This window comes from Pseudomonas sp. GW822-FHT04H02 (assembly GCF_058800645.1).
In genome coordinates, this window is record NZ_JBXAMM010000003.1 from 1,045,865 (window position 1) to 1,060,017 (window position 14,153).

The following is a 14,153-nucleotide window of genomic DNA, read 5'->3' on the forward strand; positions in this document are numbered from 1 at the left end:
CCTGCCGGTCGAGCCCAATAAGAACGCCTCTGGCGATATAAAAGTTGATAGCTGCCAACACTCAGGAGCGACCCCCATGCGTATCAATCCCCCCTTGTCCCTGTCCGTGCTCGCTGCGGTACTGGGGCTCAGCCCTATGGCGGCAGTGGCCGCCGAGGAACGGCCCGAAGGCTTTGTCGAAGGCAGCCGCCTCGACCTGCTGCTGCGCAACTTCTACTTCAACCGCGACGACCGCAAGGGCCAGTCCAGCCCCACCGGCAACGGCTATTCCGAAGCCTGGGCCCAGGGCCTGATCGGCCAGTTCGAATCCGGCTTCACCCAGGGCACGGTGGGCTTTGGCCTCGATGCCTTTGCCATGTACGGCCTCAAGCTCGACTCTGGCACCGGCCGCAGCGGCGGCGGTGGCTCCTTCGGCATGCTGCCGCTGAACCACGACAACCGGCCCGCCGACAGCTACGGCAAGGCTGGGGGTGCGGTGAAAATGCGAGCCCTGGATACCGTGGTGAAAGTCGGCGATGTGTTTCCCAAGACCCCCGTGGTGCACTACGGCGACTCCCGCCTGCTGCCGGAAAGCTTTCGCGGCGTGACCCTGGAGAACACCAGCATCGACGGCCTCAACCTGCAGGGCGGCCGCCTGCATGCCATGAGCCAGCCCGACAGCAGTGGCATGCGCGATGGCTTCGCCACCTTCTACGCCGGCAAGGTGGACTCGCCCTGGGTCGGCTACTTCGGCGGCGACTACCGGCTCAACTCCAATCTCAACTTCAGCCTCTACAGCAGCCGCCTGAAGGACGCCTGGGACCAGTACTACTTCGGCGTCGCGGGCAACTACCCGCTGTCCGACCAACTGAGCCTGTTCAGCGGCTTCAACTATTACAAGGCCGTCGATGAGGGCAAGAAGCTCCTGGGCGAGCTCGACAACAACATCTGGAGCGCCAAGGTCGGCGCCACCTACGGCGCCCACACCCTGGCCCTGTCGCATCAGCGCAACAACGGCAACGACGACTTCGACTACCTGCGCCAGTCGGACTCGATCTTCCTCGACAACTCGATCCAGTACAGCGACTTCAACTCGCCCAAGGAACGCTCGTGGATGGTCCGCTACGACCTCGACATGCAGCCCCTAGGCATTCCCGGCCTGTCGTTCATGACCCGCTACGCCCGCGGCAGCGGCGCCGACTACAGCCACGCCAACTCGGTGTACATGCGCCGCGATGCGGCAGGTGACCCACTGACCGACCAGCGCCGCTGGGAGCGGGATATCGAAGCCAAGTACGTGTTCCAGGGCGGCAGCCTCAAGGATCTGTCCCTGCGCATCCGCCAAGCGACCATCCGTTCCAGCCAGTTCGAATCCGACCTGGAAGAGTTTCGCCTGATCGTCGAGTACCCCCTGGCCCTGCTCTAGAGAGCGGCTCCGGGCAGGCGCCAGGCCTGCCCGGTGTTAAAACTTCTTCACAGACTCATGCCTTTCAGAACTGTAATATCGGCCTCACCTTCTCGTTAGGTTGGCCTTCATATACTCCCGGACACACTGGCAGCCACCGTGTTTTTCACGGTTGCCCAACGTGTCAGGAGAAGCTCATGCGCCCAACCCAACTGTTATTGATCGGCCTACTGGCCACAACCAGCTCCGCCACCTGGGCCGCTGATGGCAGCGAACGCCCACAGCAGGTCCGCGAAGCTTTCCTGGCCAGCCAGGAACAGATCCACGGCGACGCCAACCAGGAAACAGCCGCCACCGGCAGCACCGGCAAAGCCCCTCGCGATGCTTCTGCGCCCACCACGGCCGAAGAAGACATCTGACAGCGATTGCCTACCGAGCACATTCATCTCTTGAAGCGTTTTTTCTGATGCTCCTTTGGAAAGAGATGAATTTTTAGCGCCCCCTTGGGGCGCTTTTTTTTGCCCGAAAATTGCCGCAGGACTGACACCTGTAGCCGCTGCCTGCGGCAGCGGCTACAAGAAGCGGCAAGCGATCAGTCTTCTTCCCTGCGATGCGCCCATTGGTACAGGGCAGGCAGCACCAGCAAGGTGAGGATGGTGGAGGACAGGATGCCGCCAATCACTACCGTGGCCAGGGGCCGTTGCACTTCGGCGCCGGTGCCGGTGGCCAGGGCCATGGGGATGAAGCCCAGGGAGGCCACCAGCGCGGTCATCAGTACCGGGCGCAGTCGGGTCAGGGCGCCTTCATGAATCGCCAGGGACAACGAGCGCCCTTCCTCTCGCAGGTTGCGGATAAAGGCAATCATCACCAGGCCGTTGAGCACGGCGACCCCGGACAAGGCAATGAAGCCCACCCCCGCCGAGATCGACAGCGGTATGTCCCGCAGCCACAGGGCCATGATCCCGCCGGTCAGGGCGAAGGGAATCCCGGTGAACACCAGCAGGCCATCCTTGAGGTTGTTGAACATCATGAACAGCAGCCCGAACACCAGCAGCAAGGCCACCGGCACCACCACCTGCAGGCGCTGGGAGGCTTCCTGCAATTGTTCGAACTGACCGCCCCAGGTGGTCCAGTAGCCGGCCGGGACTTTGACCTTCTCGGCAATCAGGCCTGTGGCCTCTTCGACGAAGGAGCCGATATCCCGCCCGCGCACGTTGGCGCTGACGATCACCAGGCGCTTGCCGTTCTCACGGCTGACCTGATTGGGGCCCAGCACCAGATCGAGGCTGGCCACTTCCGACAGGGCGATGAAGCCGATCTGCCCGTTGGCCGTGCCCGCCGTCGCCGGTATGGGAATCAGCAGCCGGGACAGGCCGTCGATATCGGTGCGCAGTTGATCGGACAGGCGCACCACCATGTCGAAGCGCCGGTCGCCTTCGTACAGGGTGCCGGCCTGGCGCCCGCCCACCGCAACGGCGATGGTGTCTTGCACATCCCCCACGTTGAGGCCGAAACGTGCGGCCTTGTCGCGGTCGATATTGATGGTCAGCACCGGCAGCCCCGAGGTCTGCTCGACCTTGACTTCCGAGGCGCCAGGCAAGCTCTGCAAGGCCGTGGCAATTTGGGTAGCGGTCTTGTTCAGCACCGCCATGTCATCGCCAAACACCTTCACCGCAACATCGCTGCGCACCCCGGAAATCAGCTCGTTGAAGCGCAGCTGGATCGGCTGCGACAGCTCGTAGGCGCTGCCCGGCACCAGGGCACTGGCACGCTGGATATCAGCGATCAGCGCCTCTCGCGACTTGTTCGGGTCCGGCCACTGGGCCTTGGGCTTGAGCATCAGGTAGCTGTCGGAAATATTCGGCGGCATCGGGTCCGAGGCGATCTCCGCGGTGCCGGTGCGGGCGAACACCCGCTCGATCTCCGGCACTTGCGCCAGCAGGGTTTTCTCCAGGCGCTGCTGCATGTCCACCGACTGAGTGAGGCTGGTGCCGGGCACCCGCAGGGCCTGCTGGGCAAAGTCGCCTTCGCTGAGGCTGGGGATGAATTCACTGCCCATGCGGCTGGCCAGCAGCGCACTGCCAGCGAGGATCAAGCCGGCCAGGGCGAAGGTCAGGCCACGCCGGGCCATCACCCAGTCCAGCACCGGGGCGTAGCCGCGCTTGGCGCTGCGCATCAGCAGGTTTTCCTCTTCCTTGACCTTGCCGGTGACGAACAGCGCGATGGCCGCCGGAACGAAGGTCACCGAGAGAATCATCGCCCCCAGCAACGCCATGACCACAGTGAAGGCCATGGGGTGGAACATTTTCCCGGCCACCCCGGTAAGGGCAAAGATCGGCAGGTACACCACCATGATGATCAACTGGCCGAAGATCAGCGCGCGCCGGGCTTCCTTGGCCGCGGCAAAGACTTCATGCAGGCGTTCGGAGCGGGTCAGCATGCGCCCGTGGTGCTGCTGGGCATGGGCCAGGCGGCGGATGGCGTTCTCGACGATGACCACCGCGCCGTCGACGATGATGCCGAAGTCCAGGGCACCGAGGCTCATCAGGTTGGCGCTGACCTTGTTGCTGAACATGCCGGTGAAGGTGAACAGCATGGACAGCGGGATCACCAGGGCGGTGATCAGCGCCGCGCGGATATTGCCCAGGAACAGGAACAGAATCACGATCACCAGCAGCGCGCCCTCGAAGAGGTTCTTCTTCACCGTGGCGATGGCCTTTTCCACCAGGTTGGTGCGGTCGTACACCGTGACCGCCACCACGCCTTCGGGCAGCGAGCGGTTGATCTCCTCAAGTTTCTTCGCCACCGCCTGGGACACGGTACGGCTGTTCTCGCCGATCAGCATGAATACGGTGCCCAGCACCACTTCCCGGCCATTCTCGGTGGCCGCGCCGGTGCGCAACTCGCGGCCGATCTGCACGTCGGCCACGTTGCGCACGCGGATCGGCGTGCCGTCGCTGCTGCTGATGACGATGTTGGCGATGTCCTCGATGGACGCCAGTTGCCCCGGCGCGCGGATCAGCAACTGCTCGCCGCTACGCTCGATGTAGCCGGCGCCGACGTTGGCGTTGTTGCGCTCCAGGGCCGTCACCAGGTCGCTCAGGGTCAGCTTGTAGGCCGCCAGGCGCTTGGGGTCCGGGGCAATCTGGTACTCCTTGGCAAAGCCGCCGATGGTGTTGATCTCGGCTACGCCCTGCACGTTGCGCAGTTGCGGCTTGATGATCCAGTCCTGGATCACCCGCAGGTCGGTGGGGGTGTAGGGCGTACCGTCCTCCTTGCGGGCGCCCTCCTCGGCCTCCACGGTCCACAGGAAGATCTCCCCGAGCCCGGTGGAAATCGGCCCCATCACTGCCTCCACACCATCGGGCAATTGCTCGCGAGCCACTTGCAGGCGCTCGTTGACCAGTTGGCGGGCGAAGAACAGGTCGGTGCCGTCCTTGAAGATCACGGTTACCTGGGACAACCCCGAGCGCGACAGCGACCGGCTCTGCTGCAACCCCGGCAGGCCGGCCATGGCCGTCTCGATGGGAAAGGTGATGCGCTGTTCGGTTTCCAGGGGTGAGAACCCCGGCGCCGCGGAGTTGATCTGCACCTGGACGTTGGTGATGTCCGGCACCGCGTCGATCGGCAGCTTCTGGTAGCTGGCGATGCCGACGCCGGCCATCAGCAGCACCGCCAGCAGGACGATGATGCGCTGCTCGATGGCGAATTGAATGATGCGTTCAAACATGGGAAGTCACTCTCTGATGAGGCCGATCAATGGCCGTGGTCGGCCGCGCCCTTGCCCAGTTCGGACTTGAGGGTAAAGCTGCCGCGGGCGGCTACCTGGGCCCCGGCTTCGAGGCCCTCGCGGATCTCGACAAAACCGTCCTGGCTGGCCCCGGTGACCACAGGCGTGGCCTGGAACCCCTCGGCCACGCGGACGAACACCGAGGGCCGGTCTTCCACGGTCTGGATCGCCGTCTGCGGCACGCTGACCGGTGCGTCGAAGGCTTCGGTGGCCACCTGTACCGAGACGAACAGCCCCGGGCGCCAGGCGTCATTGGGGTTGGCCAGGGTCACCCGCACCGTGGCGGTGCGGGTCTGTTCCCCCAGCAGGCTGCCGACGTAGGCCACCTGGCCCTGCACCTGGGTCCCCAGCTCACTGGAGCTGACCTGCACCGGCTGGCCGACCCGGACCTTGTCCAGGTCCTTGGGAAACACGCCGAAGGTGGCCCAGACCCGGGACAGGTCCGAGAGGGTGAACGCGGCGCTGGTTTCGCCCACCACTTCGCCCACGCTCAGGTGTTTTTCCACCACCACACCGTCGAACGGCGCGCGCATTTCATAGCGATTGCCACCCACCAACTGGGCGCTGCCGCTCAGGGCATTCATCTTCTGCCGGGCATTGTTGAGGGCGATTTCCGCCTCTTGCAGGGCCTGGCGTGCCAGCAGGTAATCCTGCTCGGCGGAGATCTGGTCGACCCACAACTGGCGCTCGCGCTGGAAGGTGGTACGGGCCAGTTCCACCCGCCGCCCGGCGGCGGCCAGCTCGCTGCGCTGATCGGAGATCTGCTGGCTGGCGATCACCGCCAGCAGTTCGCCGCGCTTGACCGCCTGGCCGAGGTTGACCTGTACCGACTCCACCACACCGGCGGCCCGGGGCACGATGTGCGAGGTACGGTCCTCGTCGAAGCGGATCTCTCCCGGCAGGCTGAGTACCCGGTTGAGGCGCCGCGGACCGGCTGCGGCCAGCTCGATGCCGGCGGCCTGGATCTGTTCCGGGCTGAGTTCCAGATGGCCCTCGGGCTCCTGGGTGCCGTGCCCGGCCTCCTCGGCCTGGGGCACCGTTGCCGGGCTGGCGAACAGGCCCGGCAGCAGCAAGGCCGCCAGCCCGAGGCCGACCACTGCCGTGCTGGCCAGAACAAGGCTGCGTTTTTTATCCATGGGGACTCCTGAATCGATCGAGGGTCGGTAGCGCCAGGCGCTGCCTTACGGGGTAGAGGGAAACAGCCATTGACCAATGGCCCGATGCAGCTCATGCACGCACCAATGCGCGGGTGGGTCTTCGGGGGCTGTCGGGGGTGCGCCACTGCAGTCGCTCACCAGCAACGCGGCAAGGCACGCCAGGCCCATCAGCCAGGGTTTCACCAACGGCTGAGGTCGCCGTAGATGCGCTCGATCCGTACCCAGGCATCGGTGGTTTGCGCCACCGCGGCGAGGTACTGGGTGCGCGCGCCGATCAGGGTGCGTTGAGCATCGAGAACGTCGAGAAAGCTGAACTTGCCCATCTCGAAGCCCTGGGTGGCGCTGTCCACCGCACGCTGGGCGGCGGGCAGGATGGTCTGGTTGAAGGACTGCACCTCGCCCCGGGCGGTGTTCCACTGTTCCAGGGCCTGGCGGGTTTCGGTACGCAAGCGCAATTCGGTGGCGTTGCGCAGGTCCCGGGCCTGGTCGGCGCGGCGGGCGGCGGACAGCACGTTGCCCTGGTTGCGATTGAACAGCGGCAAAGGCATCGACAGCCCTACCAGGTTGACCCGCTCCCGGGCGCTGGCGTCGTACTGGCTGCCCACGCTGACGTCCAGGTCGGGAATGCGCTGGGCCTTCTCCAGCCCCAGGGACGCCTCGCGCTGCACCACTTCCTGCTCCGCCAGACGCAGTTCGGTGGTTTCCGGCAGGCGGCCAAGCAACTGCGCCGGAGCCGGCAGCGCCGCCAGTGCCAGGGGCTGCTCCTGCACCCCGGCAAAGTCGCTGGTGGCCGCGCCAGTGACCATGGCCAGGCGTCGGTAGGCATTGTCCTGCTCCATCTGCCCCCGGTTCAGTTCCAGGCGCACCTCGGCCAGTTGCACCTGGGCACGGGTGGCTTCCACCGGCGAGGCCTTGCCGGCGTTGACCCGGCCCTGGGCTACCGCCACGCCCCGTTCGGCCAGGGCCAGGGAGCGCCCGGCCAGTTGGGTGCGCTCCTGGGCCCGCAGCGCCGTGTAATAGGCATCCAGAACATCCGCACGCAACTGGTTGCGACGCCGCTCCAGCTCCAGGGCCGCCAGCTCCTGACCGCGACTGGCCACGTCGATCCGTGCTCCGCGCTTGCCCCCCAGCTCCAGGGCCTGGCTGAGCTTGACCGAAGTGGTGCGCGAATCCCGGCGGGTGTCCTCGGCGTCCACCGACAGCACCGGGTTGGGGATGAGCCCGGCCTGCTGGCGGGCGCCCTGGGCGATGTCGATCTCCCAGCGTGCGGCGGCCAGTTCAGGGTTGTTGGCAAAGGCTCGGGCCAGGGCGCTGTCCAGGCTCAACAGCGGTTGCTCGACGGCGCTTGCAGATTGGCTCGCCAGGGCCAGCAACAGGGTCAGGACGCAGGTGCGTGCTGCCCGGGCAGATATTCTCGGGAAAGTCGGCATAACAAGTTCCGGCCCCTATGGAGGCAAAGTGTCTGCGAAGTTGCAGCGCACCATATCGACGCTTATCCACAGGAGTTCCGGCCGATATGAAACTGCAGCAGTTCGCCCATTGACAGGGAGAGTTTCAAGTTCGGCCAACTGTAACTTTCAGTGCTTATCAGCAGGGTGGCGCAAAGATTACAAATCCGTTAGCAAAGGCTCTGGCTCAAGGTTCTGTATTAACATCCGGCTATTCGAAGTGAACATCAAGAGCACTTTTCAAGTGCCAGCAAGCGAACTTTAAAGAACACGAATACGGCACGGGGCCGCACAACTTTCGAGCATTGGCCCGCTGATTATTCGCGTCTTTTCGTTACTGTCCCCCACCTGCCGAGAACCTCATTTTCATGCGTATTCTGGTCATCGAAGACGAACCCAAGACCGCTGACTACCTGCATCAGGGGCTGACTGAAAGTGGCTACGTGGTGGATTGCGCCAACAACGGCGCGGACGGCCTGCACCTGACTCGCCAGCATGCGTACGACCTGGTGATCCTCGACATCAACCTGCCGCACATCGACGGCTGGGGCGTGCTCGGGCAGATCCGCCAGGACAGCAGCACCCGGGTGATGATGCTCACCGCCCAGGGCCGGCTGGCGGACAAGATCCGTGGCCTGGACCTGGGCGCCGACGATTACCTGGTCAAGCCGTTCCAGTTTCCGGAATTGCTGGCCCGGGTCCGCACCCTGATGCGCCGCAGCGAACAGGCGCCGGTGCCGGATGTGCTGCGGGTCGCCGACCTGGAGCTGGACCAGGGCCGGCACCGGGCCTTTCGCGGCAAGCAGCGCATCGACCTGACCACCAAGGAGTTCGCCCTGCTGCACCTGCTGATGCGCCAGAGCGGCGTGGTGCTGTCGCGGACCCAGATCATTTCCTTTGTCTGGGACATGAATTTCGACTGTGACACCAATGTGGTGGAAGTCTCGATCCGCCGCCTGCGGGCCAAGATCGACGACCCTTTCGAACGCAAGCTGATCCACACCCTGCGCGGTGTGGGTTATGTCCTTGAAGAACGCGACTGAGGCACGGCCGTGTTCGCCGGCAAGCCGGCTCCTGCACAAGACGCAAGCGCGGCTCCCTCAATGTTCATGCACCTGCTCATGAAACCCTGCCTGCTCCACCTGCAAGGTGACGTGGGCAATGTCGAAGCGCTCCTGCAGCAGCTCGGTGACCTCGGCCAGGATCGCCTGTTCATCCCGCCCTTGCAGGTGCGCCACCAGATGCGCGCTAAGCACGTTCTTGCCGCTGGTCAGGGCCCAGATATGCAGGTCGTGCACGTCGCTGATCCCCGGCACCTGGCGTATGGCCTGCTCCACCTGGTCGATGTCGACCCCGTCCGGCACCCCTTGCAGCAGCACGTTCATGCTCTCCTTGAGCAGGGTCCAGGTCCGTGGCAACACCCACAGGCCGATGGCCGCGGCCACCAGGGAATCGACCCAGCCCCAACCGGTGAACATGATCACCAGCGCGGCGATGATCACCCCCAGTGAACCGAGCATGTCGCTCCATACCTCCAGGTATGCACCCTTGACGTTGAGACTCTGGCTGCTGCCGGAGGCCAGCAGGCCCATGGAGATCAGGTTGACGATCAGCCCCAGCACCGCGATCACCAGCATTCCCGTGGACTGGATCTCGGCCGGTGCCTGCAGGCGTTGCCAGGCCTCGAACAGAATGTAGAACGCCACCACGAACAGCAGCAGGGCGTTGAACGCCGCGGCGAGGATCTCGAAGCGCGCATAACCGAAAGTACGCTTGCGGTCCGCCGGGCGCTTGGCGACCTGGATCGCCACCAGGGAGATGGCCAGCGCCAGGGTATCGGTGAGCATGTGCGCGGCATCCGACAGCAGCGCCAGGCTGCCGGTGACAAAGGCCCCGATGACCTCGGCGAGCATGAAGCTGCCGGTCAGCCCCAGGGCCATCCACAACTTGCGTTCATGCCCGGCCCGTACCTGGCCGTGACTGTGTCCTGCGCCCATGAAAGATCCTCGGTTGGCTGGTAAAGCGTGGCTCTGATGATAGTTCGATTGGCCAGGTGCCCAGGGCTTGATAAGCGAATTGTCATCTGCCGGTTATCCGCCGGTTATCCAGGGCAGGCCCATAGTTAGCCGGCTAACGAATGCACCAAAAGTGCGCATAAGCCCTCTGCGACGGGCGCCTCGGGTATGCTTCCGAAAAAGTGAAACAAAACGTAACAGATAAAAATAGCCGATTGAGGAGTCCCGCCTTGGATGTATCGACTGCCGCCTGGATGGTCCACGACACCCGCCTGATCATCTGCTGCCTGGTGGCCATCGCCAGCATCATTGTGCTGATCAGCGCCACCAAACTGCCGCCGTTCCTGTCGATCCTGATCGGCACCTTCATTGCCGGGGTGGGCGCAGGCCTGCCGCCGGAGGAAGTGGCCAAGGCCTTCAGCAAGGGCGCCGGGGCGATTCTCGGCGAGGCCGGGATCATCATTGCCCTGGGCTCGATGCTCGGCGCATTGATGGCCGAGTCCGGCGCCGCCGACCGCATCGCCTCGACCTTGCTGGGCCTGGGCAAGGGCAAGTCGCTGCCCTGGGTCATGGCCCTGGTGGCGATGGTCATCGGCCTGCCGCTGTTCTTCGAAGTGGGGCTGGTGATGATGGTGCCGATCATTTTCGTCATGGCCCGCCGCTCGGGCCTGCCGCTGCTGAAAATCGCCATTCCGGCCCTGGCCGGGATGACCACCCTGCACGCGCTGATGCCCCCGCACCCGGGCCCGCTGATTGCCGTCAGCGCCCTGCACGCCGACCTCGGCCTGACCATGCTGCTGGGCTTGTGCCTGGCCGTGCCGGCGGTGATCCTGGCCGGCCCGCTGTATGGCAACTGGTTGTCCAAGCGCCTGCAGGTCAGCGAACCGGCGGAGCTCGGCGCGCTGTTCAGTGCTGCGCCCAAGGCCCCGCGCCAGCCGGGCTTCGGCGTGTCGCTGCTGATCATTGTGCTGCCGGTGCTGCTGATGCTCGGCAGCACCCTGGCCAAGGTCGCCATGAGCCCGGAGAACACCCTGGCCCTGACCCTGAAGTTTCTCGGCGAACCCCTGATCGCCCTGGGCCTGGCGGTGATCGCCGCGGTGATCTGCCTGGGCTGGGCCAACGGCATGGCCCGGGACCAGGTGGGCAACACCCTGCGCAAAAGCCTGGCACCGATTGCCGTGCTGCTGCTGACCATTGGCGCCGGCGGCGGGCTCAAACAGACGCTGCTGGATGCCGGGGTCAGCCAGACCATCAGCAAGGTGGCCGAAGGCGCGCACCTGCCCTATATCCTCCTGGCCTGGCTGATCGCCGTGGCCCTGCGCCAGGCCACCGGCTCGGCTACCGTGGCCACCACCACGACCGCCGGCATCCTGGCGCCGATGATGGCCGGTCTGGCCGCCACCCAAAGCGCCCTGGTGGCGCTGGCCATCGGCGCCGGCTCGGTGTTCTTCTGCCACGTGAACGACGCCGGGTTCTGGATGGTGCGCGAGTATTTCGGCCTGCAACTCAAGCAGACACTCTGGGTCTGGTCGGTACTGCAGACCATTGTTTCCGTGGTCGGGCTGGTGGGGACGCTGCTGCTCTGGCACTGGTTGCAATAACCGCTGGCCGTGGTGGGCAGGCCAGCCCTTCTGCATTGGGAACAGCGCTGTAGAATGCCCGCTTCATTCTCAGCGCAAGGGACCGACATGCCTTATCAGCCCTGGATCTTTGGCCTCGTCATCGCCGTAATTGCAGGCGCCGCTGGTTGGGCGCCTGCCCAGGCCGCAGCGCTGGATTGCGAGCACATCAGCGTCAGCGAACAGGTCGACCGCTGCGCCCAGCAGGACAAGGAGCGGGCCGACGCCGCACTCAACCAGAGCTATCAGGCGCTGCTGGTCCGGGTGCACAACCTGTACCCCAGCAGCCTGCTGCAAGAACAGGAATACCTCGGCAAATTGAAGAACGCCCAACGCGCCTGGATCAAATACCGCGACAGCACCTGCGTGCTGGAGGCCTTCGAAGTGGAACCGGGCAAGCCGGCCCATGTGACCCTGATCAACCTCTGCGTGACCCGCCTGAGCACCGAACGCACCCGCTATCTGGAACAACTGCTGCCCGAATGACAGCAGGCCCGGGGGCCTCTTCGCCGGCAAGCCGGAGCACCTGCAGGAACGGGCTTGCCCGCGAAAGCGGCCTCAGGAGCCCGCTCGCTGCCAGAACGGTCGATGCCCCAAGCCATGCAGCAGCCCGCAGATCAGGCTGACGAGCCAGGCAAAGCCCAGCATGCCAACACACGAGTCGTCCTGGCGCAGGCGCTGCTGGCACTCTGCGGCGCTGGAACACAGGGCGCTGCACCCGGGTTGATCGTCGCGGCGACAACTGAGCAGGTACCCCCGCAGGTGGCTGAGTACCAGGGTCTGCCCCGGCAGTTGAGCGAGTGGCAGCTGGAGCCGGGTCAGTTCGCGGTTCAGGCGCAAGCGTTGGCGCTCCCCGGTGTCGAGTTCCTCCACCAGCAGCGCCCCGGCCTCCACTGCGATCACCCGGGCGCGCAAGCTGTCGGGGCTGGCGCCCTCCAGGCCGTAGTCCAGTTGAGTGCAGGTCCAGGCCTGGATCAGGGCAAACACCAACCCCAGCACGAAGCTCATCAGCGCCACTTGTAACAGTGGCGCCAAGGCGGAGAAATTTCGCAAGGAACACAGCGTCGAACGAATCAAGACAGCTCCCGGAAACCCAAGCGCAGGCCGCGCGTTCCGGGAGATTAGCGGGAAAAAACCGGGGGCTGAAAGCCCTTTTCCAGCCCGGTTTCACGCGGGATCAAGAGGCGTTTTGGTGAAGGCTCTAGCTCGCCGCTTCGCTGAATCACAGCAGGCCGAAGAAAAGTCCTAGCGTTGGTCAGCCATGCAGCTTTCTCTCGCTGCCGCAGGCCCTTCCTCACCCACACGGCCGCCGAAGTAACCGGCGCTGACGACCCCCACCGCTCCCATCACTGCGCAGTAGATCACGCAGATCCAGGGGCTCCAGGGCATCAGGGCGATCAGCAGCAACGGCGTGGTACTGGCCCAGAGGGCATAAGCGATGTTGTAGGTGAAGGAGATCCCCGACACGCGAATCCGCGCCGGAAACAGGCCCACCATCACCGACGGCACCGCCCCCACCACGCCGCAGCCCAGGCCGGCGATGGCATAGGCCAGGCCGATCCAGGCGCCGCCGCTGATCAGGCAGCCATAGAGCACGGCGATGCCCAGTGGCAGCAGCAGGCTATAGAGCATCACCGTGCGCCAGGCGCCGAGGCGGTCGACGATCAGCCCCGCCAGCACGCAACCAATGTTGAGAAAGACAATCCCTAGGCTGCTCAGGGCAAAAGTGTGGCTGGCGCTCATGCCGAAGCTTTTTTGCATCATGGTCGGGGTGATGACCACGAACACCACCACCGCCGAGGTCAGCACGCAGGTGAGGATCAGCGCCGGCAGGATCGCCAGCCGGTGTTCCCGCAACACGGTGCGCAGGGGCAGTTCGGCGTCGGCATCGCGCTGGTGCTGCAGCGCCACGAACACCGGGGTTTCGCTCAACCAGCGGCGCAGCCAGACGCCGATCACGCCGAACACGCCGCCCAGCAGGAAGGGATAGCGCCAGGCGTGGTCGAGGATTTCCTCGGGGCTGAAGACCCGCGCCAGCAGGGTCGCGGTCAGGGCGCCCAGCAGGTAGCCGAAGGTCAGCCCGGCCTGGAGAAAGCCCAGGGCATAACCGCGATGGGCCCGCGGCGCGTGCTCGGCGACGAACACCCAGGCGCTGGGCACTTCGCCGCCCACGGCGGCACCTTGCAGCACCCGCAGCGCCAGCAGCAGCAAGGGCGCAAAATAACCGATCTGGGCATAGGTCGGCATGATGCCGATCAGCAGGCAGGGCAGCGCCATCATCAGGATGCTCAGGCTGAAGACCTTCTTGCGCCCCAGGCGGTCGGCGAAATGGGCCATGAGGATGCCGCCCAGGGGCCGGGCCAGGTAGCCGGTGACGAAGATCCCGAAGCTCTGCAGCAGGCGCAGCCATTCGGGCATTTCCGGGGGAAAGAACAGCTGGCTCAGGGTCAGGGCGAAAAATACGAAGATGATGAAGTCGTAGATTTCCAGGGCACCGCCCAGGGCGGCCAGGCCCAGGGTCTTGTAGTCGGAGCGGGAAAAGCGCGCCGGCGACGACTCAGTGGAAGGGGTCATAAAGCAACTCGATGGCAGCACAAAGCAAAGGCGCTCATGGTCTACGCAAAAGATCCGGGGAACAACCCGTTCCCGGCCCTGGGTTGGTTTTCCGGGGTTTTCTGTACCTTGAACGGCCGCGCGCCAGGCCAATAATCGGGCACGTTCCCACCCAAGCAGAATCAGG

The 14,153-nt window shown here is 64.9% G+C and carries 11 protein-coding genes; 5 read left to right on the forward strand and 6 right to left on the reverse strand.

Features of this window, described 5'->3' with window-relative positions:
- Window positions 1-76 precede the first annotated feature (76 nt).
- Both AC1RMG_RS17355 and AC1RMG_RS17360 read left to right on the forward strand, forming a co-directional pair.
- Window positions 77-1,405 (forward strand): OprD family porin, encoded by a 1,329-nt coding sequence (locus tag AC1RMG_RS17355; protein ID WP_015637023.1) that lies wholly within the window; start codon window positions 77-79, stop codon window positions 1,403-1,405.
- A 176-nt stretch (window positions 1,406-1,581) separates the two neighbouring features.
- Window positions 1,582-1,803, forward strand: a complete 222-nt coding sequence (locus tag AC1RMG_RS17360) for a hypothetical protein (protein ID WP_011063459.1) — start codon at window positions 1,582-1,584, stop codon at window positions 1,801-1,803.
- A 173-nt stretch (window positions 1,804-1,976) separates the two neighbouring features.
- Here the strand turns inward: AC1RMG_RS17360 and AC1RMG_RS17365 are convergent, their stop codons facing one another.
- The 3 genes from AC1RMG_RS17365 to AC1RMG_RS17375 all read right to left on the reverse strand — a co-directional run bounded on the left by AC1RMG_RS17365 (window position 1,977) and on the right by AC1RMG_RS17375 (window position 7,761).
- Complete coding sequence (locus AC1RMG_RS17365; RefSeq protein WP_011063460.1) at window positions 1,977-5,114, reverse strand: CusA/CzcA family heavy metal efflux RND transporter; 3,138 nt, start codon at window positions 5,112-5,114, stop codon at window positions 1,977-1,979.
- Between the two features lie 26 nt (window positions 5,115-5,140).
- Window positions 5,141-6,310 carry an efflux RND transporter periplasmic adaptor subunit gene (locus tag AC1RMG_RS17370; protein WP_041119885.1) on the reverse strand — a complete coding sequence of 390 codons (1,170 nt, stop codon included), beginning with the start codon at window positions 6,308-6,310 and terminating at the stop codon, window positions 5,141-5,143.
- A 200-nt stretch (window positions 6,311-6,510) separates the two neighbouring features.
- On the reverse strand, window positions 6,511-7,761 hold the full coding sequence (locus AC1RMG_RS17375) for a TolC family protein (protein WP_015637027.1): 1,251 nt from the start codon (window positions 7,759-7,761) through the stop codon (window positions 6,511-6,513).
- A gap of 386 nt (window positions 7,762-8,147) precedes the next feature.
- Between AC1RMG_RS17375 and AC1RMG_RS17380 the strand changes: the two genes are divergently transcribed.
- The gene (locus AC1RMG_RS17380; RefSeq protein ID WP_011063463.1) at window positions 8,148-8,822 is read left to right on the forward strand and encodes a heavy metal response regulator transcription factor; all 675 of its coding nucleotides are present in this window, start codon (window positions 8,148-8,150) and stop codon (window positions 8,820-8,822) included.
- 57 nt (window positions 8,823-8,879) lie between these two features.
- Here the strand turns inward: AC1RMG_RS17380 and AC1RMG_RS17385 are convergent, their stop codons facing one another.
- The gene (locus AC1RMG_RS17385; protein WP_015637028.1) at window positions 8,880-9,776 is read right to left on the reverse strand and encodes a cation diffusion facilitator family transporter; all 897 of its coding nucleotides are present in this window, start codon (window positions 9,774-9,776) and stop codon (window positions 8,880-8,882) included.
- A gap of 248 nt (window positions 9,777-10,024) precedes the next feature.
- On the opposite strand from AC1RMG_RS17385, the gene AC1RMG_RS17390 reads away from it, so the two are divergent.
- Together AC1RMG_RS17390 and AC1RMG_RS17395 are read left to right on the forward strand one after the other, a co-directional pair.
- A complete protein-coding gene (locus AC1RMG_RS17390) occupies window positions 10,025-11,395 on the forward strand; it encodes a GntT/GntP/DsdX family permease (RefSeq protein WP_077934773.1) in 1,371 nt (456 codons plus the stop codon).
- Between the two features lie 87 nt (window positions 11,396-11,482).
- Window positions 11,483-11,899, forward strand: a complete 417-nt coding sequence (locus AC1RMG_RS17395; protein ID WP_015637031.1) for a lysozyme inhibitor LprI family protein — start codon at window positions 11,483-11,485, stop codon at window positions 11,897-11,899.
- A 72-nt stretch (window positions 11,900-11,971) separates the two neighbouring features.
- Here AC1RMG_RS17395 and AC1RMG_RS17400 read toward each other — a convergent pair whose 3' ends face one another.
- Entirely contained in the window at window positions 11,972-12,490 is a 519-nt protein-coding gene (locus AC1RMG_RS17400) for a hypothetical protein (protein ID WP_493169695.1), read from the reverse strand.
- A 168-nt stretch (window positions 12,491-12,658) separates the two neighbouring features.
- Window positions 12,659-13,987 carry an MFS transporter gene (locus tag AC1RMG_RS17405; RefSeq protein ID WP_493169697.1) on the reverse strand — a complete coding sequence of 443 codons (1,329 nt, stop codon included), beginning with the start codon at window positions 13,985-13,987 and terminating at the stop codon, window positions 12,659-12,661.
- Window positions 13,988-14,153 lie beyond the last annotated feature (166 nt).

Excerpts from the sequence above, each read along its gene's own strand:
- AC1RMG_RS17370 (WP_041119885.1), bottom strand. The coding sequence starts at position 6,310 with ATGGATAAAAAACGCAGCCTTGTTCTGGCCAGCACGGCAGTGGTCGGC.
- AC1RMG_RS17380 (WP_011063463.1), top strand. The coding sequence starts at position 8,148 with ATGCGTATTCTGGTCATCGAAGACGAACCCAAGACCGCTGACTACCTG.
- AC1RMG_RS17395 (WP_015637031.1), top strand. The coding sequence starts at position 11,483 with ATGCCTTATCAGCCCTGGATCTTTGGCCTCGTCATCGCCGTAATTGCA.
- AC1RMG_RS17405 (WP_493169697.1), bottom strand. The coding sequence starts at position 13,987 with ATGACCCCTTCCACTGAGTCGTCGCCGGCGCGCTTTTCCCGCTCCGAC.
- AC1RMG_RS17385 (WP_015637028.1), bottom strand. The coding sequence starts at position 9,776 with ATGGGCGCAGGACACAGTCACGGCCAGGTACGGGCCGGGCATGAACGC.
- AC1RMG_RS17355 (WP_015637023.1), top strand. The coding sequence starts at position 77 with ATGCGTATCAATCCCCCCTTGTCCCTGTCCGTGCTCGCTGCGGTACTG.
- AC1RMG_RS17375 (WP_015637027.1), bottom strand. The coding sequence starts at position 7,761 with ATGCCGACTTTCCCGAGAATATCTGCCCGGGCAGCACGCACCTGCGTC.
- AC1RMG_RS17365 (WP_011063460.1), bottom strand. The coding sequence starts at position 5,114 with ATGTTTGAACGCATCATTCAATTCGCCATCGAGCAGCGCATCATCGTC.
- AC1RMG_RS17360 (WP_011063459.1), top strand. The coding sequence starts at position 1,582 with ATGCGCCCAACCCAACTGTTATTGATCGGCCTACTGGCCACAACCAGC.